The sequence below is a fragment of the Mycobacterium sp. IDUB_37 genome, from assembly GCF_055419245.1.
Map to the genome: position 1 here is coordinate 418,280 of NZ_JBVAXG010000005.1, position 19,050 is coordinate 437,329.

Below are 19,050 nucleotides of genomic sequence, written 5' to 3' on the forward strand. Positions count from 1 at the left end.
CAGGACCCGAACTGTTCCGAATCAACATATGTCGGGGACCTCGGGTCGGCATCAGCCGACTCGGCACTCATCTTTAGGGAGTAAGAAAAGCATGAAGAAGCAAAATGCAATGGCAGCAACAGGTTTCGCGGCCGCAATGGTCGCCTGCGGGCTGGTCGTCGCCCCGGTGGCATCGGCAGACCCGGTCGGTCCGGGTTGTGCGGGCTATGCGGCAGCCAATCCCACCGGTCCGGCTTCGGTTGCCGGTATGTCGGGAGTCCCGGTCGCGGTGGCTGCCTCGAACAACCCGCAGCTGACCACGCTGACCTCGGCACTGTCGGGCCAACTCAACCCACAGGTGAACCTGGTGGACACCCTCAACAGCGGCCAATACACGGTGTTCGCGCCGACCGATGCCGCGTTCGCCAAGCTGCCGGCGGCCACAATTGAGCAGCTCAAGACCGACTCTGGGTTGCTGAACAGCATCCTGACCTATCACGTGGTCAACGGCCAGGCGAGCCCGAACAGCGTCGCCGGCACCCACAAAACTCTGCAGGGCGCAAACGTGACGGTGAGCGGTCAGAGCAACGACCTCCGGGTCAACAACGCGGGCGTCGGGTGTGGCGGTGTGTCCACGGCGAACGCGCAGGTGTACATGATCGACACCGTGCTGATGCCGCCTGCCTGAGTCGCGATCGCAAGCGCGGCGTAGCCGGGCGCGGCGGGTCGCGACCATCCTGAACCGTTCCTGAAGCGCGCGCGGGGGGTAGCCGGGTGCCGCGAGTCGTCAAGATGCGACTCGCGGCACCCGGCCTCATGCGGCCAGACGGGGCGCGGACCTCCCCGCGGGCAAACCGGCTATGCCAGAATGTTCAGGCAGTGTGTCCGAGTCCAGCCCAACCGGAGGTATCGCCGTGGCCAGTACTGAGGTGGAGCCGTTCTACAGCGACGGCGTCGACGAAGCTGAGGTGCCGTCCGCAAAGTGGGGATGGAGCAGGATCAACCTCCGCACCTGGCACGCCACCGGCCTGTTCATCTTCCTCTTCCTGCTGGCGTTGCTGCGCGGCAACCACGTCGGCCACGTCGAGGACATTTTCTGCATCGGCTTCGCGTTGGTCGCGCTCTTCATCCTGGTGCGCGACGTATGGGGTCGTCGGCGCGGCTGGCTCAGGTAGCGGTCCTCAAGTAGCAGTCAAAGCCGCCCGCTGTACCAGCTGACCGGCTGGATCACGGTGAATGTGAACGTCACCGGAGCCGCTGCGCACCTGTAGGACAAGCGTTTCGTCTTCAGGTTCGGGGCCGTCCGCGGACTGCAACCGGCTGGTGATGAAGCCGGATCCCGTGGCTATGTCGAGCCGGACGGCGGTGCCTTCGGGAATTCCTACCGCGACTTCACCACTGCTGGTGTGTGCGAATACGGAACCCCGGACGCCCGCTTCGACGATCACCGATCCTGATGCGGTACGCGACTTCGCGTTGCCCCGCAGCGTATCGATGGAGAGCGAACCACTGGCGGCCTTGAACTTCAGGTCGCCGTCCAGGGTCTCCACGCGCAGCGAACCGGACGCTGTCGAGACCGAGCCGTATCCCAAGATGGCGCGCACGGTGATCGAGCCAGATGCATTGGCGGCCTTGATCTTTTCCGTCACCACGTCGATATCGATTTCACCGCTGGCGGCGCCCAGCCTGATGTCGGCGTACTCGCCCTCGGCACGCAGGTCAGCTGAGGCCAGGTTCGCGTAGATCCGCGACTGCGACGGCAGCGCGATCTCGAGATCCACCGCCCCACTGCGGATCCGGGGTACGCCGCGCTTGGTGGCGAACACCGTCAGCTTGCCGTCGCGAAAGTCGACGCGAACGTGCTCGGCGGCCCGGACGTCGGCGCTCTGTGTTTCGTCATGGGGACGCACCTGCACGACGGTGTCGGTGCGGTCGGTCGCGAGTAGCCGCACCGACCCCCCGCCGGCTTCGATTCGGACGCTGATCGGTTCGGGAGTAGCGAAAGTTGTCATGCTCGATTCCTCTGTGGTCGTTGCGGATGTGGACTCAGCGAACCCAGCCCGTAATGCGCTTGGCCTCGCGGTGGGCGTGACGGGTGGAGAGGCCCGACGCCTCGTTATGGACTTTCACCTGAGCGGCCGTTGCGGCGGCGCGAACCAGCCAGCTGTTCAGCGAGGCCCCGTCACGTTGCGCCGCGGCTTCGACACCGGCCCGCAGTCCTTCCGGCAACCGGAGCGTGACCCGCCAGGTGCCGCCATTCCCAGAGACCTCGTCGTCGTGGTAGGCGACGGATGCGTGGTTGTCGGCTGTGTCGAAGTCTCGCTCTTCCGGTGCCACGGTGACGGTGAACTCCGGGTCGCGACCGCGCAGTCGGACCTCGACCGATCCCGGTGCCAACTCGCCGGTGATTTCCTCAGCAGCGGCCGCCACGGCTTCCAAGAGCGCCAGGCGCAGCGCCGACTCCAGCGGAGCGGTCAGTCGTTCGGCCAACTCCCGGGCGGGCTCCCCGCCCGCCGAGGCGGCCAGGCTCAGTTCGTGACGGACGGCGTCGACGTAAGGCTGTAAATCCATAGTGTCATGATGACACCACTATGGTGTCTAATACAAGTCATAATGGTGCCTTTGCGACGTCAGCGTTCCGGGTGCGCCTGCGCCAGCCACCGATGAGCGCCACAGCCAGCACAAGAACCAGCGCGATCACCCACGGCCATACCCCGTGTTGGTGGACCCATCCAGCCAGCAACCCCTGCACGTAACCGGCTGCGGTGATCACCGCGTCCGTCGGATTAGCGGTGGCGCTCAGCAGTCGTACCTCGTAGAGCCCGTAGTAGCCGACGTAGAGCCCGACCAGCACCAGCAACGCACCGCCGATCCGGTTAACGAGGGGCAAGACCTTGCGGATTCGTTGGACCAGCGAGGAGCTAGCGGTCGCGGCTGCGATCGCGAGCACTCCGACGACCAGGGTCAGACCGCCGATATAGGCGGCATAGATCGCCACCCCGCCTAGCACCGACTCGCGCAGGCCCGCCCCGGTGACCGCAAGGAATGGCCCGATGGTGCACGACAGCGACGCGATCGCGTAGCTGACGCCGTAGCCGTACATCGACCCCAGTTGGACGGTCGGAGCCCACTGCGGACCGAAGGAGTTCACCACGGCCAGTTTTCGGCCCAACAGCAGCCAGACGCCGAGGCAGATCAGCAATGCCCCGATCAGGACCGTCACATAAGGCAGGTACCGCTGCAGAGCGGAAGCCGCCGAAATGGTCAGCAAGCCGAATAGACCGAATACCGTGACGAAGCCCAGTGCCATTCCCAGCGTCGCGGCGAGCGCGCGCCCGACAGCGCCGATCGGACCGACGCGGTCCGATTCGGCTTGCTGTCCACGCACCACGAGCAGCAGGTACGCCGGGAGCATGGCAAATCCGCACGGATTGACCGCGGCCACCAGTCCGGAGGCGAAAGCCAACCCGATCAGGGTCTGGTTCACCCCTGGTCAGGACTTCAGCGCGGCGACGCGGCCGGATAGTTCCTGCTGCGACATCGCCGAGGTGGTGTTGTTGACGAAAGTCGAGGACCCGTCGGCGCGATAGAACACCCAGGCCGGCTGCCAGGGCACGTTGTAGCGCGCCCAGATCGTGCCGTCCGCGTCATTGAGGTTGGGGAAGTTGAGCCCGTACTTGGAAACGAAGTTCTGCATCGCCCCGACGTCCGAATGCGCGGCGATACCAACGAAACTGACTCCGGGATTAGCTGCCGCCACCTGACTGAGGCCCGGGGCCTCGGCGTTGCAGAAGGGGCAGAACGGCGCCCAGAACCACAGCACGGCGGGCTTGCCCTGCAGGCTTGCGCCATTGAACGGGGCACCGCTTAGGGTGGTGCCGTTGAAATCCAGGCGGTCGTCAGCGGCGACCGCGCGCGGAGCGGCAGCCAGACCCAACATCAGGACAACCGCACAAGCGGTGGCGGCAAACATCTTGATCGAGAACAACAAGCGAAAAATCATGGCGGGCCTCATTTGCTGGTGTTTTGCCGTGATCACGTATTACCCGCAGTAGTGGTTCATTAAGCGCTTAGCCTTCGGCGGCCAGCTGGCCACAGGCGGCACTTATCTCGCGGCCACGCGTATCCCGAACCGTGCACGAAACCCCTTGCCCACGAACGCGTTTGACGAACTCACGCTCCACCGGCTTGGGGCTGGCATCCCAGTCGCTGCCCGGGGTCGGATTGAGCGGGATCAGATTCACGTGCGCCAACGGACCCAACGCCTGGTGCAGTCGTTTACCCAGCAAATCAGCCCGCCAGGCTTGGTCGTTGACGTCGCGGATCAGCGCATACTCGATGGAAACTCGCCGCCCGGTCACATCGGCGTAGTAGCGGGCGGCATCCAGCACCTCGCTGACCTTCCACCGGTTATTGACCGGCACTAGCGTGTCGCGCAACTCGTCGTCGGGCGTGTGCAACGACAGCGCCAACGTCACTCCTAGCCGCTCATCGGCGAGTTTGCGGATCGCCGGAGCCAGGCCCACCGTCGACACCGTCACCGAGCGGGCGGAAATACCGAATCCAGACGGCGGCGGTTCGGTGATACGGCGGACCGCGGCCACCGTCCTGGCGTAGTTGGCCAGCGGCTCCCCCATCCCCATGAACACCACGTTCGACAGCCGGTCACCCCACTCGTCGCGCAGCGCGACGGCTGCGGCACGGACCTGCTCGAGGATTTCCGCGGTCGACAGGTTCCGGGTCAGCCCGCCCTGGCCGGTAGCGCAGAACGGGCATGCCATGCCGCAGCCGGCCTGGGAGGAGATGCATACAGTGTTGCGCTGCGGGTAGCGCATCAGCACCGACTCGACCGTGGCACCGTCAATGGCCCGCCACAGCGTCTTCCGCGTCTGGCCGGCATCGCAGGTGACCTCGCGAGCGGCGGTGATCAGGTGCGGGAACATGGCTTCCGCAACCTGTTCACGCACGGCTGCCGGGAGGTCGGTCATCTGCCGCGGGTCGGCGATCAAACGTCCGTAGTACTGATTTGCGAGCTGCTTGGCCCGGAATTTCGGCAGGCCCAATTCCTCGACCGCCGACACACGGCCGGCGGCATCCAGGTCGGCCAGGTGCGGTGGGGGTCGCCTAATCGAGCCCCGCGGGCGCGGCTCTTCGAATACCAACTCTTGGACCATGACTAGTCCAGTATCAGGGCAACAGCGTCAAAATGGTCCACGCGGCCACCGCGGAGGGCAGGACGCCGTCCAACCGATCCATCAGACCGCCGTGGCCGGGCAGCAGCCGACCCATGTCCTTGATGCCCAGATCCCGCTTCACCTGAGACTCGATCAGGTCACCGAGCGTGATGGTAAGCACGAATAACAGACCCAGCAGTGCACCCACCCACCACTCTTTGCCGGCCAGGTAGGTCGCGGTGAGGATGGTGGCGGTGATTCCGCAGACCAGCGAGCCGGCGAAGCCCTCCCAGGACTTCTTCGGGCTGATCCGGGGAACCATCGGATGCTTGCCGAACAGGGCGCCGATTGCGTATCCGCCGGTATCGGAACTGACGACCGCGATCATCATGCAGAACACCCAGCCTGGGCCGTGCATCGGGTCGTAAACCAACATTGCGGCGAACGACGCGAACAGCGGAACCCAGGTGCACAAGAAGACGGTCGCGGACACGTCGCGTAGATAGTTGCTCGACGGCGGGGCACCCACGGCGCCGTGCGGGCCGCCCTCGCCGTCGGGGGTCTGCTTTTCCTGCATGAACAGCCGCCAGATCATGCAGACGACGACCATCGCGCCAAAGCCCGCCACCGCGCCGACCGCGCGGTACGGCCAGGTCAGCCAGATGGTGGCCTGGCCTCCGATGAGCAACGGGATGACCGGGATCAGATAGCCGGCTTCGCGCAGGCGCCGCACCACCTCGTGGCTGGCCACGAGAATGGCTCCGGCGCAATACAGCACCCAGAGATGCGGAGCCCACAGCAGGCTCGTGATGAGCACGGCGCCGATGCTGACGCCCACCGCGATCGCGGCGGGCAGGTCACGCCCAGCACGGGAGGTCTTCTTCTTCGCCGGCTGTTGGGACACGCCAACCGGCTCGTTATGCGGGTTGCCAGTGCCGGCATCAGTGGTAGCCACGGACTTGAGTGAAGTGAGCTGCGGAATGGTCGTCAGACCTCCAGCAGCTCACCCTCTTTGTGCTTGACCAGGTCGTCGATCTGGGCGACGTACTGGTGAGTTGACTTCTCCAGGTCTTTCTCAGCCCGGCCGACCTCGTCCTCGCCCGCGTCGCCATCCTTGCGGATGCGGTGCAGTTCCTCCATCGCCTTCCGACGGATGCTGCGTATCGACACCCGAGCGTCCTCGCCCTTGGCCTTGGCTTGCTTGACCAGGTCGCGCCGGCGCTCCTCGGTCAACTGCGGAATAGCCACCCGGATGATGGTGCCGTCGTTGGAGGGATTCACCCCCAGGTCCGAGTTCCGGATCGCATTCTCGATGGCGTTCAACTGATTCGCCTCGTACGGCTTGATGACCACCATCCGCGCCTCGGGCACATTGATGCTGGACAGCTGGGTGATTGGCGTTGTCGCGCCGTAGTAGTCGATGACGATCCGGGAGAACATGCCCGGGTTGGCGCGGCCGGTGCGGATGCTCGAGAGATCGTCCCGGGCCACCGATACAGCCTTTTCCATTTTCTCTTCGGCGTCGAACAGAGCCTCGTCGATCATGTGCGGTTGTTCCCCTTACGTGGTGACCAGCGTCCCGATCTTCTCACCAGCGACCGCTCGGGCGATATTGCCGTCGGTCAGTAGGTTGAACACCAGGATCGGCATGCCATTGTCCATACACAGACTGAACGCGGTGGCATCGGCTACCCGCAAGCCCCGATCGATGACTTCGCGGTGACTGATCGCGGCGAGCAGTTCAGCCTCGGGGTTGTCGCGCGGGTCCTCGGTGAAGACACCGTCGACCGCCTTCGCCATCAGCACCACATCTGCGCCAATTTCCAGCGCCCGCTGCGCTGCGGTGGTGTCCGTCGAGAAGTACGGCAGACCCATACCGGCGCCGAAGATCACCACCCGCCCCTTCTCCAGGTGCCGAACGGCCCGCAGAGGAAGGTAGGGCTCGGCCACCTGACCCATCGTGATCGCGGTCTGGACGCGGGTCGCGATGCCTTCCTTCTCGAGGAAGTCCTGTAGCGCAAGGCTGTTCATGACGGTGCCGAGCATGCCCATGTAGTCCGAACGGGTGCGTTCCATGCCGCGCTGCTGCAGTTGAGCGCCGCGGAAGAAGTTGCCACCGCCGATGACGACCGCGACCTGAACTCCGTCGCGGACCACCTCGGCGATTTGCCGAGCTACCAGCGCAACGACATCGGGATCGAGTCCAACCTGACCGCCACCGAACATCTCCCCGCCCAATTTCAGCAGGACTCGGGAGTACTTGGACGGTGAATTCGGATCCGCAGCGGTCGCCGCGCCGTTCGCGCTGGTCCTCGGGGTCGCCGAGCCAGCGGCTTGGGTCTCCGTAGGCTCCGTCATCAGTCTCCTCATATGAGATTGCCATCCCCCCAGCAACCCCGGAACGGCGCCTCTATCCTGCCTCATTACCGTGTTCTGGCGTGGGCGGGGTGCACGGTTTGGCCTGCTGGGTAGGTACCCGCGCCCTCGGGCGCGCCACAGCGTCGAGCAACTCATGTTTGACGGTGCGGCACCGTGGGAATTCGTTGCACCGCGGCGGTGGATCGCGGTCTTGAAAAATAGGGCCCCACCGTCATTTATCAGGCCGGTCGATTCTTCGACCGGCAAAGCCCATTCCATGACCGACCAGTGCGGTCGATCAGTGCGCTCAATCAGGAGGCATTTTCCATGGCGGACGACAACAACTCGGGACCTGCCGAGGCAGTCAAGGGCGTTATCGAGGACGTGAAGGGCAAGGCCAAGGAAGCTGTCGGCACGGTCACTGGCGACGGCGATCTGATCAACGAGGGCGAAGCGCAGCAGGACAAGGCGGAGGCGCAGCGGGACGCGGCCAAGAAAGAAGCGCAGGCCGAAGCGGCTCGTGGCGCCGCGGCGGTCGCTGAGGAGCGCCAGGCGTCCCACCAGTAAAAGCTTGTCACCAGGATGGGCCCGGTCTGTTCCACACGGACCGGGCCCATCGAATTCTCTGGCCCGGCCGGCCTTCGCGTCGGCACGTGTATTCGGCGCTTTCCGTACCGCCATTTCCGACTTTGGCATAATCGCACCGCGGGCGGGGTACACCCGGAGGTGGTGGGCTTGGAGGTGCGCACGCCCCCCGGGAGTTTGGAAAGGGCAAGTGGACGTTCTTCTGCTTACCAACGACACCGAATTTGAGTCGGCTTTGCCGACGCTGGATTCCTTCGCTCTCACGGTGCGCAGCGCACCGCTGAGCGACGGAAGCGACGAAGCGATCAACGGTGCCGATGTGGCGGTCATCGACGCCCGCACCGACTTGGTCGCCGCACGCAAGGCATGCCGTCGGCTGACGGCAAGCACACCGGCTCTAGCCGTTGTCGCCGTCGTCGCACCGGCCGATTTCGTGGAAGTCGACATCGACTGGAACTTCGACGACATTCTGCTGGCCGCGGCGGGAGCGGCGGAGATGCAGGCGCGGTTACGGTGGGCAGTCACCCGTCGACGCAATGCGACCGGGGGCACGCTGCAGTTTGGTGACCTCATCCTGCACCCGGCCAGCTACACCGTACACCTGGACGGCAAGGACCTGGGCCTGACGCTCACCGAGTTCAAACTGCTGAATTTCCTTGTGCAACATGCCGGTCGGGCCTACAGCCGGACACGACTCATGCACGAGGTGTGGGGTTATGAGAGCAACGGTCGGGTCCGCACCGTCGACGTGCATGTGCGCCGTCTGCGCGCAAAACTCGGCAGCGAACACGAGTCGATGGTCGACACAGTCCGAGGTGTCGGTTACATGGCGGCCTCGCCACCGCAACCACGGTGGATCGTCGGTGAGCCGGTGCTGAGTCCGGTGTGGGAAAAGTCGATTTCGCCAGCAGCGCCAGCAGACTCGATCGCCCAGTGACGTGACGTCTTATCCGAACACAGGGAGCGCACGTTTGCGGGCCAACGCATCCATCCCACGCTGAATGCTGTCCTGAACTTCTCGGTACTTGGCCTCGATGTAGTCGTCGTCCTCGACGCGCGCCGGGTCATGGTCGATTTCGACCGGCGGCATGAATCGCGTCCGGATCTTCGCCGGCAGCGGTAACTGTGGGAGGGCCGCCGGTGCGATGCCCCAGGGCAGTGAGATCGCCAGTGGAAATACCTTGAGCCGCAACACTTTGTCCAATCGCAACGCGCGCGACAGGCGATCCCCGCGGATGAGCACCGGCATCGCGTCGGCACCGCCGACCGTCGCGATCGGCACAATCGGCACCCCGGCGCGTATCGCCATTTTCACAAATCCCTTGCGCCCGGCAAGGTTTGCGCGATCCCGCTCCACCCAGGGCCGCAGCGAGTCCACCTCGCCACCTGGCCACAACGCCACGTCCCGCCCCTCGGCCAATGCCGTTGCGATCGCGTCGGGTGCCGCCGGCAGCACACCCATCGAGCGAAAATACTTGCCAATCATCGGAATTGCCATCAGCGCGTCATGCGCCGTGCCGTGTAGCGGACGCTCCGGGCCGAATCGCCGCCACCACTGCATACCGACCGTCCACGCGTCCCAGACGAACGGCGCTCCGGAATGGATACCGACCAGGAGCACCGGGGACTTGCCCACATTTTCCCAACCGTCTATCTCCATGCGGAACCAGTAGTCGGTGAGCGCGTTCCAGAAGAACTTTTGGCGCTGCAGGCTAGTTTCGTCCTGCCCGTCGAGATCCCACTCGCCGGCACGCTTTGCCACCCACCCGCTAACGCCACCGTCCTGCTGCTCGCGCTTTTCGTCCATCTTGGTGCGCGCTTGCTCCGCATGCTCTTGCGCTTGGTCGATGACGTCGCGATCCCGATGATCAGTGTGGATGGTCATTGGAACCGAGTACCCAGGTGACACATACCCAACTCCGATCTTGGGGCGCCCAAAAAGATGCCTCCCCGCGCCATGGCCGTGGCGCGGGGAGGCACGATTTTAAGTGACTCGGTTTAGGTGGCTTCCTGCGTTTCCAGCCCGGCAGGCGCCGAGTTCGGCTGACCGGGGGCCGGGTTCGGCTGACCGGGCGCCGGGTTCGTCTGGCCGGGGACGGTGTTGGGCTGCTGGCCCGGCACGCTGTTCGGCGCCGGCAACTGGCCCGGGGCCGCCTCAGGAGCCGGCGACCCAGCAGGGCTGCCCTCCCACACCAGGACGTCCTGGAGACCGTCGTTGTAGACGACGCCGGTCGGGGCCGCTCCGGTCACGTCGAAGTAGACCTTGCCGGTTGTCGAGGCGCCCTGAGTCAGCGGCGCGGGGCTGACGCCCTCAGGCGTGGCCTTGGTGCTGATGACGCGGTAGTTCTGGTCACCGCCGCGCGCGTTGAAGTTGGACACGACTGGGGTCACAACGCCGCTGTTGGCCTGCACGTGGACATCGGCCTGCCACAACTTGCCCTTAGGCGTGTAGCCGGGAATCGTCACGTCGGCGGGCTGCAGGTTGCTGACGGTGTACGCCGTCTGCAGCGGGCCATCGACCAGCGTCTCGGGAGTACCGAGTCCCTCAGTAATGGTGGGCGCGGCCGATGCTGCCGCAGCGCCGAAAAGACTTACCGCTGCTATACCAGCGGCTCCAAGAGCCATTTTTGCAGTGGTGGTGGTGAACTTCACGCTGAATCCTCTCCGTTGGTGTCGTTCTAGCAGTCATCACCCACCGTTGGGCATCAAACCGCACCAGGGCTCAATACCCCTCGTGTACAACCTCAAACACGCACGACTCTGCGAATTGCCCTGTGCAGCCTCGCTACCTGCACTTACGTCAAGAACTTGATCTGCGCCACAGTGCAATTCGCGCCACTCAATTCACGTGATTACCAGTTATCACCGGAGCTTCTGAACACCACAGTACTCGCCAATTTCCTCAGCTTTTTCGAATAATGTTGACGCCCAATGGTGATGCGCGTTCTGCAAACTTTGGACAACGCAGAGTGACACTCAGATTGTCAAAGCAACTGCCGGATTTAAAGATCGGCCCGATTTTATCCGCCCCTTGCCGTTTGACGAAAATACTTATCGGCGTTGCCAATAACCGCGGGCACCCCTGCTGAGCAGCGTTTCGTTGCCGTCGCCGCGGGTACATGCGATGTGAGATCGGCCAGATCGCAGCGATCAAGCCTGCGACCCAGCGAGAGGGCGACAACCGTGGGGACGAGTCAAAGTAGTGGGTTACGTGGTCCGGCTACCTTGCCGGCCCTGTTGAGGTCACTGGGCGTGCATCGCGAACCCCTCAGCCACCAGATGCAGGCCGTCAAGGCGTGGCAGGCGCACAACACCGTCGGTCCGGAGTTGATGGTGAGCTTGCTCGCCAACGGATTCGGGTTACTGGTGAAGGCGAACCGCGCCCGCTCCGCATAACCGGGCCAATTCACGTCCCGGCCGAGCCGGTGCCCTTTCGGCGGCATCTATGTCAATATCCTTGATATGGGTCAACTCGATAAGGGTCAGGAAGATGACGCCCCGCTGGGCTACCTGCTCTATCGGGTCGCCGCGGTGCTCCGGCCGGAGGCCTCCGCAGCGCTGAACCCGCTCAAGCTGACGCTGCCGGAGTTCGTCTGCATGCGGATTCTTTCCTCGTCGCCGGGGTCGTCGAGCGCTGAGCTGGCTCGGCATGCCAGCGTCACACCACAGGCGATGAACACGGTGCTTCGCAAGCTCGAAGATGCGGGCATCATCGCCCGTCCCGCTTCGGTGTCCTCAGGCCGGGCACTGCCCGCATCGCTGACCAGCCACGGCCGGGCCCTGCTGAAGCGCGCTGAGGCCGTCGTCCGCGCGGCCGACGAACGCATCCTCGCGAAACTGACCGATGCTCAGCAGCGCGACTTCAAGCTGATGCTCGAGAAGCTCGGCTCCGACTGAGTTACTAAGCGTCCTGGATCCGTGCCCACGGGCGGGCTTCTTCGAGCTCGTAGGCCAACTCCAGCAACCGAGCTTCCTGCCCGAGGTCAGCTGACAGCATCATTCCCGCCGGCAGGCCATCCGCGGTCCGGGCCAACGGCAGCGAAATCGCGGGATCCCCGGCTACGTTCTGCAGCGGCGTGAACGCCACCCAGTCGGACAGGCGATCGATGACCTGCCGATAGTCGGTCGGGGCGAGATAGCCCACCTCCGGTGTCGGGTCGGCCAGCGTTGGCATGAGAAATGCGTCGTAGGAGCTGAAGAACTGGGCGCTGAGCCGCCGCGCCCGACGTAGCCGCGCGATCGCGAGTGGTAAGCGGTGGATGTTGCGCTTGGTGTGGGCGTAGAGACCCATCGTCAACGCGTCCAGCCGGGAACGGTCGAACGTTTCACTCAAGGTGCGCCGACCGCTACTCACCTGGGCCAGCGCCAGAAAACCCCAATACAAGACGAAGTCGTCCTGGAAGCTGGGAGGTGCGGGAATGTGATCGGTCGGTTCGACCCGATGTCCCAATTCCTCGAGTAGCGACGCCGTCTTCAGCGTCATCTCACGCAGTTCGGGACCGCATTCGCGGTGCATCGACCTGGTTGTCACAGCGATCTTCAGTCGGCGCTTGCCGGGACCGGTGACGTCTCCGATCGGCGGTAACTTGGCCGCGCGGAAGCTGCGCTCTGCCTCCCGGTAGAAGGCGGCGGTATCGCGCACCGAGCGGGTCAGCACTCCGTTGGCCACGATGCCCACTGGTAGTCGCCGCAGCATCGCCTCCACCGGCAACCGGCCGCGGGACGGCTTGAGCCCAACCAGCCCATTGCAGCTGGCGGGGATGCGGATCGACCCACCACCGTCGTTGGCGTGCGCTATCGGCACCACGCCGGCGGCGACGAAAGCACCCGAACCCGACGAGGAGGCGCCCGCCGTGTGGTCGGTGCTCCACGGGTTTCGGACCGGGCCCAGCCGCGGATGTTCGGCAGCGGCACTGAAGCCGAACTCCGACAATTGAGTCTTGCCCAGCGAAACCAGCCCGGTGCCCAGCACGACGCGAGTGATCTCACTGTCGGCTTTCGCGGGAAAGGGTTGCCACGCATCGGTGCCGCTCATCGTCGGCTGACCGGCGACGTCGATGTTGTCCTTCAGGAACGTCGGCACGCCGCCGAAGAAGCCGCTCTCGCCGCCTCGAGACGCTGCTGACCGCGCCACGTCGAACGCGCGATGGGCCACGGCATTCAGCTGAGGATTGACCGCCTCCGCTCGCGCGATGGCGGCCTCGACGACCTCGGCGCGGCTTAGTTGGCCCGACCGGATCGCGGCGGCAAGGGCGACCGTGTCGAGGTCGCCGAGGGCATCGTCACCGAAAGCGTGCACGCGGGCCATTGGTTGACGCTAACCCGCGTGCACTCGGTGATTAAGTCTGGCCCACCTCGAAGCGCACGAAGCGGGTCACCGTGACGCCGGCTTCGTCGAGCAACGCCTTGACCGTTTTCTTGTTGTCGGACACCGAGGGCTGCTCGAGCAGCACAGTGTCCTTGAAGAAGCCGTTCACCCGACCCTCGACGATCTTGGGCAGAGCCTGCTCCGGCTTGCCTTCGGCCTTTGCGGTCTCCTCGGCGATGCGGCGCTCACTGGCGACGATGTCCTCGGGCACGTCGCCACGGCTCAGGTAGCGAGCCTTCAGCGCGGCGATCTGCAGCGCCACGGCATGCGCAGCCTCGGCGCCGCCGTCGCCGGTGTACTCCACCAGCACGCCCACCGCCGGCGGCAGGTCGGCCGCCCGCTTGTGCAGGTAGGTCTCGACCGTGCCCTCGAAGTTGGCGACCCGGCGAAGTTCGAGCTTCTCGCCGATCTTGGCCGACAGCGCCGCGATGGCCTCTTCGACAGTTTCGTTGCCTGCGCTGGCCGCCTTGAGCGCGTCCACGTCCGTGGCCTTCGAGGACACGGCCGCGGCTACGATCTTGTCCGCCAGCTCTTGGAACTCGGCGTTCTTGGCGACGAAATCGGTCTCACTGTTCAGCTCGATCAACGCGCCGTCCTTAGCGGCGACCAGACCCTCGGCCGTCGCCCGCTCGGCACGCTTGCCGACGTCCTTCGCACCCTTGATGCGCAGCGCCTCGACCGCCTTGTCGAAGTCGCCACCGGTCTCTACCAGGGCGTTCTTGCAGTCGAGCATGCCAGCGCCGGTCAGCTCCCGAAGTCGCTTGACGTCGGCAGCGGTGTAGTTCGCCAATGCTCAGCCTTTCTAGGTTGCTTCTGTGGTTGTTTCGGTTGCGCCAGCCGGGGCTTCAGGGGTGGCGGTGGCGGCGGCGCCGGCCAGCAGTTCCTGCTCCCATTCGGGAAGCGGCTCGGCAGCCTCAGCCTCCGGCTTTCCGTCCGTCCGGCTTCCACCGGCGCGAGCCTGCAGACCCTCGGCCACCGCCGAAGCGATCACCTTGGTCAGCAGTGCGGCGGAACGGATCGCGTCGTCGTTGCCCGGAATCGGGTAGTCGACCTCGTCCGGGTCGCAGTTGGTGTCCAGGATCGCGATGACCGGGATGCCCAGCTTGCGAGCCTCGCCGACGGCGATGTGCTCCTTATTGGTGTCAACGACCCAGATCGCCGACGGCACCTTGGCCATGTCCCGGATACCGCCCAGGCTGCGTTCCAGCTTGTTCTTCTCGCGGGTCAGCATCAAGATTTCTTTCTTGGTGCGGCCCTCGAAGCCACCGGTCTGCTCCATCGCCTCGAGCTCCTTGAGGCGCTGCAGGCGCTTGTGCACAGTGGAGAAGTTGGTAAGCATGCCACCCAGCCAGCGCTGGTTCACGTACGGCATGCCGACACGGGTCGCCTCGGCGGCGACGGACTCCTGCGCCTGCTTCTTGGTACCGACGAACATCACGCTGCCACCGTGGGCGACAGTCTCTTTGACGAACTCGTACGCCTTATCGATGAAGGTCAGCGTCTGCTGCAGGTCGATGATGTAGATGCCATTGCGGTCGGTGAAGATGAACCGCTTCATCTTGGGATTCCAACGACGGGTCTGGTGCCCGAAGTGGGTGCCGCTGTCCAGCAGCTGCTTCATGGTCACAACAGCCATGATTAGCCCAGCTTTCATATCTCGTTGGTGGTGATCGCAAGCGCGGCGAAGCCGGGCGAAGCGGGTCAACACCGTTCGGTTGTCGCCTGGCATCGGTTGATACCAGGCCCTGGCGCCGGCTGCGATGTCGAACCCGTTCGGACGCTCCTCATTGGAGAGCCCGACTCGGGACCGCCTCGACATGCTGTTGCGAATCCCTGAAAAACTGGGCCGCGTTGCAGGCGCGCGAAGTCAGCCCGCAATTGCGAGCCGCGTCGAGCAGTTTACACCGAATCGACAGGTGGTTTTTCCCACGCGCCTTGGTGATCCACCGAACTACCCCGTGTCCACAATGCCAGCAGCGTGACTGGCCCGTATCTCGTCGCGGCGCTGCACTGTCGAGATGAGATGGGTGCTGTTGCTGATTGTGTGCTGGATACTGCTCAACGCGCCGGCCCCGGCTGATGCCGACGCCGGACGGCTGAGCTCGCCGCTACGTCCCGATCCCGCGGTCGCCCGGACCTTCGATGCGCCATCGCCCAATTGGTTGGCCGGGCACCGGGGTGTGGATCTGGTCGGGCGTCCGGGTCAGCAGGTATTCGCCGCGGGAGACGCCATCGTTGTGTTCGCCGGGTTGCTCGCGGGCCGACCACTGGTGTCGCTGGCCCACCCTGGTGGTCTGCACACCAGCTACGAGCCGGTGCAGGCGAGCGTGCGCGCGGGTCAACGGGTGACGGCTGGGACCGTGATCGGCCAGTTGGTGGCCGGCCATGCCGGCTGCCCAGTCAAGGCGTGTCTGCACTGGGGCGCGATGTGGGGCGCAGCGTCGCGCGCCGACTACGTCGATCCGCTGGGCCTGCTGGCGTCGACCCCGATTCGGCTCAAGCCGTTGCGGGGGTGAACGCCGCCGCCGGTTGAACTCTCGCGCCGTCTATCTCACGCGCGCGGGTGGGCCTGGTCGTGTACCGCACGCAATCGGGACACCGCGACGTGCGTGTACAGCTGGGTGGTGGCCAGGCTGGAATGGCCGAGCAGTTCTTGGACCACACGCAGGTCCGCGCCACCTTCCAGGAGATGGGTGGCGGCACTGTGCCGCAGGCCGTGCGGCCCCATGTCGGGTGCGCCGTCGACCGCGGCCACAGTCTGATGCACCACCGTGCGCGCCTGTCGCACGTCGAGGCGACGTCCGCGCGCCCCCAACAGCAGGGCCGGACCCGAATCGGAGGTCACCAGGGCCGGCCGTCCCTCGGAGATCCAGGCTCGCAACGCCTCCTGGGCCGGGTTGCCGAACGGCGCGGTGCGCTGCTTGTTGCCCTTTCCGAGCACCCGCACCACACGGTGCGACATATCGACGTCGTCGATGTCCAGTCCGCACAACTCGCTGACTCGGATTCCGGTGGCATACAGCAATTCCACGATCAACCGGTCCCGCAGTGCGAGCGGATCGCCCTGTTCGGCCCCGGATTTCGCCGCCGTCATCGCGGCCAGCGCTTGGTCCTGACGCAACACCGCGGGCAGCGTCCGGTGGGCCTTGGGAACCTGGAGCCGCGTGGCGGGATCGTTGGACAGCACTCCCCGCCGGGCCGCCCAGGCGGTGAACGCCTTGACCGACGAGGTTCGGCGGGCCAGCGTCGTGCGGGCGGCGCCGGCGCCGGCTGCGCTGGCCAGCCACGACCGCAGCACCGGCAGGCTCAGTGTCTCCAGCCCTGACCCGCGCTCGGCCAGAAAGTCGAACAGCGATCGCAGGTCGCCCAGGTAGGCGCGCCGCGTGTGCGCCGAACGGCCGCACTGCAGCGCAAGGTAGTCGTCGAACTCCTCGAGGATCGCCTCGTGCTTACCCGGCACTCCCCCACGCTGGCAGATGCGGCCCGCTTTCTCAGATGACGCGCCGCAACGAGTCCGGGGTGAGATCTTTCAGCGTCGGGTAACCGTCGACGGCCATGATCAGATCGGTTTCGGCCAGCAGCATTCGCAACACGTGTACAACGCCGTCGACGCCGCCGAGCGCCAATCCGTAGGCGTACGCACGGCCGACGCCGACCGCGGTCGCACCCATGGCCAGCGCTTTGACAACGTCAGCCCCGTTGCGGATTCCCGAGTCGAACAGCACCGGCAATCCGTCGGCCGCCTCTACTACGCCAGGCAGGCAGTCCAGTGCCGGCAGCCCGCCGTTGGCCTGTCGTCCGCCGTGGGTGGAGCAGTAGATGCCGTCCACGCCACCGTCCTTGGCCCGGCGGACGTCATCGGGGTGGCAGATTCCCTTGATGATCAGTGGCAGATCGGTCAGTGAGCGCAACCACTCGAGGTCGGCCCACTTCAACGGGTTCCCGAAGATCTGCGCCCAGCGCAGCGTGGCACCTTGCCGGTCCTCCTCCGGTGACCGCTGCAGGCTGGCCCGGAAAACCGGGTCAGAGAAGTAGTTGGCCAGACAGTGGCCGCGCAGTTGGGGGAAATTGGCCGTGCTGAGGTCGCGCGGGCGCCATCCGGTCACCCAGGTGTCCAGCGTGACGACGATGCCTTTGAATCCTGCGGCTTCGGCGCGACTGACCAGGCTGGCAGCCAACTCCCGGTCGGTGGGTGTGTAGAGCTGGAAGAACCCGGGGGTGTCGCCACAGGCGGCGGCTACGTCTTCGAGGGGGTCGACCGTCAACGTCGAAGCCACCATCGGGACGCCGGTCCGGGCCGCGGCGCGCGCGGTCGCGAGGTCGCCGTGACCATCCTGGGCGCACATTCCAATCACCCCGATTGGCGCCATGAACAGCGGCGACGGCAGCGTCAGGCCGAACACCTCAACCGACAGGTCGCGTTCGTTGGCGCCGACGAACATGCGCGGCATCAGGCCCCAACGGTCGAAGGCCTCGCGGTTGGCGTTCTGCGTGCGCTCGTCGCCGGCACCGCCGACGACGTACGACCAGACCGACGGTGGCAACGCCGACGCGGCTCTTTCCGCCAACTCCGCGAAGGTCATGGGCAGCGTGGGCATTACCCCGGCAAGCCCCTGGAAATAGATCTCGAGTTGATAGTCGCCGAATGCCATTCCTAAGAGATACCAGCCGGCCTCACGCGCGCGACCTACGGATTACCGGACTCAGCGGCGGCCAGTTCCTTCTTCCACTTCCGGAACGACTCCTCGGTGCGACCGCGTCGCCAGTAACCTGAAATCGACGCCGCCCATTGGCCGTCGACACCGCGCTCTTTACGGATATACGGCCGCAGATTGTGCATGACCGCCTGCGCTTCGCCGTGGATGAAGACCTGCACCTGGCCTGGCAACCACGGTGACGTGGTGACCGCCTCGACGAGCGGGGCATGGTCGCCGGCGCGGTCCGCCGACACCAGATCCGCGCGGCCGCCGCGGTACACCCAGTTCACCTCGAAGGCGTCGGGCGCGTTCAGCGGTATCTCGTCGTCTGGGCCGGCGACCTCGATGAAAGCCTTGCCGACCGCCGTGTCGGGCAGTGCCTCCAGCGCGGCGGCGATAGCGGGAAGCGCGGATTCGTCACCTGCCAGCAGGTGCCAGTCCGCGGCCGGATCCGGGGTGTAGGCGCCACCGGGCCCCATCAGGTAGATGGGCTGACCCGGTTGCGCCGTCGCGGCCCACTGACCGGCTACGCCGTGCTCGCCGTGCACCGCGATGTCCACGGTGATCTGCCGAGCCTGCTCGTCCACGCGTCGCACTGTGATCGTGCGCACCGACGGCCGCTTCTCCGGCGGCAGCTCCGCGAAACTGTCCTGAGTCAGCGGCTGCGGCAGCGCAGCAACATCAACGCCGTCGCTCACGAACACCAACTTGACGTAGGAGTCGGTGAAGTTGCTCGGCACGAAAGTGTCGTCGAAGTTGCTGCTGCCCAGCACGATCCTCTTCATGTGCGGCGTGAGCTGTTGAGTACTCACCACTTCGAACGCCTGCAAAGGCCGACCCGCCACGTGCTCTCCTGTCTCAAGCCGATTGTCCAGACCCGACCCACGTC

General features: G+C 65.3%; 23 protein-coding genes. 7 read left to right on the forward strand and 16 right to left on the reverse strand.

Annotated elements, in window-relative coordinates; translation table 11 throughout:
- Positions 1-91 precede the first annotated feature (91 nt).
- Positions 92-667 (forward strand): fasciclin domain-containing protein, encoded by a 576-nt coding sequence (locus ACZY1I_RS19780; RefSeq protein ID WP_463756159.1) that lies wholly within the window; start codon positions 92-94, stop codon positions 665-667.
- Positions 668-893: 226 nt separating this feature from the next.
- Positions 894-1,154: a DUF2631 domain-containing protein gene (locus ACZY1I_RS19785; protein WP_463756160.1), complete on the forward strand. Its 261-nt coding sequence runs from the start codon at positions 894-896 to the stop codon at positions 1,152-1,154.
- Between the two features lie 6 nt (positions 1,155-1,160).
- On the opposite strand, the gene ACZY1I_RS19790 is transcribed toward ACZY1I_RS19785, so the two are convergent.
- The 8 genes from ACZY1I_RS19790 to pyrH all read right to left on the reverse strand — a co-directional run bounded on the left by ACZY1I_RS19790 (position 1,161) and on the right by pyrH (position 7,511).
- The gene (locus ACZY1I_RS19790) at positions 1,161-1,991 is read right to left on the reverse strand and encodes a DUF4097 family beta strand repeat-containing protein (RefSeq protein ID WP_463756161.1); all 831 of its coding nucleotides are present in this window, start codon (positions 1,989-1,991) and stop codon (positions 1,161-1,163) included.
- A gap of 34 nt (positions 1,992-2,025) precedes the next feature.
- The gene (locus tag ACZY1I_RS19795) at positions 2,026-2,550 is read right to left on the reverse strand and encodes a histidine kinase (RefSeq protein WP_463756162.1); all 525 of its coding nucleotides are present in this window, start codon (positions 2,548-2,550) and stop codon (positions 2,026-2,028) included.
- Positions 2,551-2,587: 37 nt separating this feature from the next.
- Positions 2,588-3,466, reverse strand: a complete 879-nt coding sequence (locus ACZY1I_RS19800; protein WP_463756163.1) for a cytochrome c biogenesis CcdA family protein — start codon at positions 3,464-3,466, stop codon at positions 2,588-2,590.
- Between the two features lie 6 nt (positions 3,467-3,472).
- Positions 3,473-3,982: a protein disulfide oxidoreductase gene (locus tag ACZY1I_RS19805; RefSeq protein WP_463756164.1), complete on the reverse strand. Its 510-nt coding sequence runs from the start codon at positions 3,980-3,982 to the stop codon at positions 3,473-3,475.
- A gap of 67 nt (positions 3,983-4,049) precedes the next feature.
- Positions 4,050-5,153, reverse strand: a complete 1,104-nt coding sequence (gene rlmN / locus ACZY1I_RS19810; RefSeq protein ID WP_463756165.1) for a dual-specificity RNA methyltransferase RlmN — start codon at positions 5,151-5,153, stop codon at positions 4,050-4,052.
- Between the two features lie 13 nt (positions 5,154-5,166).
- A complete protein-coding gene (locus ACZY1I_RS19815) occupies positions 5,167-6,108 on the reverse strand; it encodes a phosphatidate cytidylyltransferase (RefSeq protein WP_463756166.1) in 942 nt (313 codons plus the stop codon).
- A gap of 32 nt (positions 6,109-6,140) precedes the next feature.
- Positions 6,141-6,698 (reverse strand): ribosome recycling factor, encoded by a 558-nt coding sequence (gene frr / locus ACZY1I_RS19820; protein WP_463756167.1) that lies wholly within the window; start codon positions 6,696-6,698, stop codon positions 6,141-6,143.
- Positions 6,699-6,713: 15 nt separating this feature from the next.
- Positions 6,714-7,511: a UMP kinase gene (gene pyrH, locus ACZY1I_RS19825; protein ID WP_463756168.1), complete on the reverse strand. Its 798-nt coding sequence runs from the start codon at positions 7,509-7,511 to the stop codon at positions 6,714-6,716.
- Between the two features lie 327 nt (positions 7,512-7,838).
- Between pyrH and mbp1 the strand changes: the two genes are divergently transcribed.
- Together mbp1 and ACZY1I_RS19835 are read left to right on the forward strand one after the other, a co-directional pair.
- Positions 7,839-8,078 carry a microaggregate-binding protein 1 gene (gene mbp1, locus ACZY1I_RS19830; RefSeq protein ID WP_463756169.1) on the forward strand — a complete coding sequence of 80 codons (240 nt, stop codon included), beginning with the start codon at positions 7,839-7,841 and terminating at the stop codon, positions 8,076-8,078.
- A gap of 208 nt (positions 8,079-8,286) precedes the next feature.
- The gene (locus ACZY1I_RS19835) at positions 8,287-9,033 is read left to right on the forward strand and encodes a winged helix-turn-helix domain-containing protein (protein ID WP_463756170.1); all 747 of its coding nucleotides are present in this window, start codon (positions 8,287-8,289) and stop codon (positions 9,031-9,033) included.
- A gap of 9 nt (positions 9,034-9,042) precedes the next feature.
- Here ACZY1I_RS19835 and ACZY1I_RS19840 read toward each other — a convergent pair whose 3' ends face one another.
- On the reverse strand, positions 9,043-9,981 hold the full coding sequence (locus ACZY1I_RS19840) for a lysophospholipid acyltransferase family protein (protein WP_463756171.1): 939 nt from the start codon (positions 9,979-9,981) through the stop codon (positions 9,043-9,045).
- A gap of 113 nt (positions 9,982-10,094) precedes the next feature.
- The gene (locus tag ACZY1I_RS19845; protein WP_463756172.1) at positions 10,095-10,748 is read right to left on the reverse strand and encodes an MPT63 family protein; all 654 of its coding nucleotides are present in this window, start codon (positions 10,746-10,748) and stop codon (positions 10,095-10,097) included.
- 600 nt (positions 10,749-11,348) lie between these two features.
- On the opposite strand from ACZY1I_RS19845, the gene ACZY1I_RS19850 reads away from it, so the two are divergent.
- The gene (locus ACZY1I_RS19850) at positions 11,349-11,492 is read left to right on the forward strand and encodes a hypothetical protein (protein WP_463756173.1); all 144 of its coding nucleotides are present in this window, start codon (positions 11,349-11,351) and stop codon (positions 11,490-11,492) included.
- A 66-nt stretch (positions 11,493-11,558) separates the two neighbouring features.
- On the forward strand, positions 11,559-11,993 hold the full coding sequence (locus ACZY1I_RS19855; RefSeq protein ID WP_463756174.1) for a MarR family winged helix-turn-helix transcriptional regulator: 435 nt from the start codon (positions 11,559-11,561) through the stop codon (positions 11,991-11,993).
- Between the two features lie 4 nt (positions 11,994-11,997).
- Here the strand turns inward: ACZY1I_RS19855 and ACZY1I_RS19860 are convergent, their stop codons facing one another.
- The 3 genes from ACZY1I_RS19860 to rpsB are packed head-to-tail and all read right to left on the reverse strand — an operon-like array spanning position 11,998 to position 15,100.
- Positions 11,998-13,404: an amidase gene (locus ACZY1I_RS19860; protein ID WP_463756175.1), complete on the reverse strand. Its 1,407-nt coding sequence runs from the start codon at positions 13,402-13,404 to the stop codon at positions 11,998-12,000.
- 31 nt (positions 13,405-13,435) lie between these two features.
- A complete protein-coding gene (tsf, locus tag ACZY1I_RS19865; protein ID WP_463756176.1) occupies positions 13,436-14,254 on the reverse strand; it encodes a translation elongation factor Ts in 819 nt (272 codons plus the stop codon).
- A 12-nt stretch (positions 14,255-14,266) separates the two neighbouring features.
- Positions 14,267-15,100: a 30S ribosomal protein S2 gene (gene rpsB, locus ACZY1I_RS19870; RefSeq protein ID WP_463756177.1), complete on the reverse strand. Its 834-nt coding sequence runs from the start codon at positions 15,098-15,100 to the stop codon at positions 14,267-14,269.
- Positions 15,101-15,482: 382 nt separating this feature from the next.
- On the opposite strand from rpsB, the gene ACZY1I_RS19875 reads away from it, so the two are divergent.
- A complete protein-coding gene (locus ACZY1I_RS19875; RefSeq protein ID WP_463756178.1) occupies positions 15,483-15,980 on the forward strand; it encodes a M23 family metallopeptidase in 498 nt (165 codons plus the stop codon).
- A 35-nt stretch (positions 15,981-16,015) separates the two neighbouring features.
- Here the strand turns inward: ACZY1I_RS19875 and ACZY1I_RS19880 are convergent, their stop codons facing one another.
- From ACZY1I_RS19880 to ACZY1I_RS19890, 3 genes are read right to left on the reverse strand one after another with little or no spacing between them, the layout of a single operon-like run.
- The gene (locus ACZY1I_RS19880) at positions 16,016-16,924 is read right to left on the reverse strand and encodes a tyrosine recombinase XerC (protein ID WP_463756179.1); all 909 of its coding nucleotides are present in this window, start codon (positions 16,922-16,924) and stop codon (positions 16,016-16,018) included.
- A gap of 31 nt (positions 16,925-16,955) precedes the next feature.
- Positions 16,956-18,116, reverse strand: coding sequence for an alpha-hydroxy-acid oxidizing protein (locus ACZY1I_RS19885; RefSeq protein WP_463756180.1), 1,161 nt, complete (start codon positions 18,114-18,116; stop codon positions 16,956-16,958).
- Positions 18,117-18,151: 35 nt separating this feature from the next.
- Entirely contained in the window at positions 18,152-19,006 is an 855-nt protein-coding gene (locus ACZY1I_RS19890) for a siderophore-interacting protein (RefSeq protein WP_463756181.1), read from the reverse strand.
- Positions 19,007-19,050: the final 44 nt, after the last annotated feature.

What these genes read in the sequence shown, in the direction of transcription:
- rlmN (WP_463756165.1), bottom strand. Translation starts at nt 5,153, where the DNA reads ATGGTCCAAGAGTTGGTATTCGAAGAGCCGCGCCCGCGGGGCTCGATT.
- ACZY1I_RS19795 (WP_463756162.1), bottom strand. Translation starts at nt 2,550, where the DNA reads ATGGATTTACAGCCTTACGTCGACGCCGTCCGTCACGAACTGAGCCTG.
- mbp1 (WP_463756169.1), top strand. Translation starts at nt 7,839, where the DNA reads ATGGCGGACGACAACAACTCGGGACCTGCCGAGGCAGTCAAGGGCGTT.
- ACZY1I_RS19805 (WP_463756164.1), bottom strand. Translation starts at nt 3,982, where the DNA reads ATGATTTTTCGCTTGTTGTTCTCGATCAAGATGTTTGCCGCCACCGCT.
- ACZY1I_RS19840 (WP_463756171.1), bottom strand. Translation starts at nt 9,981, where the DNA reads ATGACCATCCACACTGATCATCGGGATCGCGACGTCATCGACCAAGCG.
- frr (WP_463756167.1), bottom strand. Translation starts at nt 6,698, where the DNA reads ATGATCGACGAGGCTCTGTTCGACGCCGAAGAGAAAATGGAAAAGGCT.
- ACZY1I_RS19790 (WP_463756161.1), bottom strand. Translation starts at nt 1,991, where the DNA reads ATGACAACTTTCGCTACTCCCGAACCGATCAGCGTCCGAATCGAAGCC.
- ACZY1I_RS19875 (WP_463756178.1), top strand. Translation starts at nt 15,483, where the DNA reads ATGAGATGGGTGCTGTTGCTGATTGTGTGCTGGATACTGCTCAACGCG.
- ACZY1I_RS19885 (WP_463756180.1), bottom strand. Translation starts at nt 18,116, where the DNA reads ATGGCATTCGGCGACTATCAACTCGAGATCTATTTCCAGGGGCTTGCC.
- ACZY1I_RS19860 (WP_463756175.1), bottom strand. Translation starts at nt 13,404, where the DNA reads ATGGCCCGCGTGCACGCTTTCGGTGACGATGCCCTCGGCGACCTCGAC.
- rpsB (WP_463756177.1), bottom strand. Translation starts at nt 15,100, where the DNA reads ATGGCTGTTGTGACCATGAAGCAGCTGCTGGACAGCGGCACCCACTTC.
- ACZY1I_RS19855 (WP_463756174.1), top strand. Translation starts at nt 11,559, where the DNA reads ATGGGTCAACTCGATAAGGGTCAGGAAGATGACGCCCCGCTGGGCTAC.
- pyrH (WP_463756168.1), bottom strand. Translation starts at nt 7,511, where the DNA reads ATGACGGAGCCTACGGAGACCCAAGCCGCTGGCTCGGCGACCCCGAGG.
- ACZY1I_RS19780 (WP_463756159.1), top strand. Translation starts at nt 92, where the DNA reads ATGAAGAAGCAAAATGCAATGGCAGCAACAGGTTTCGCGGCCGCAATG.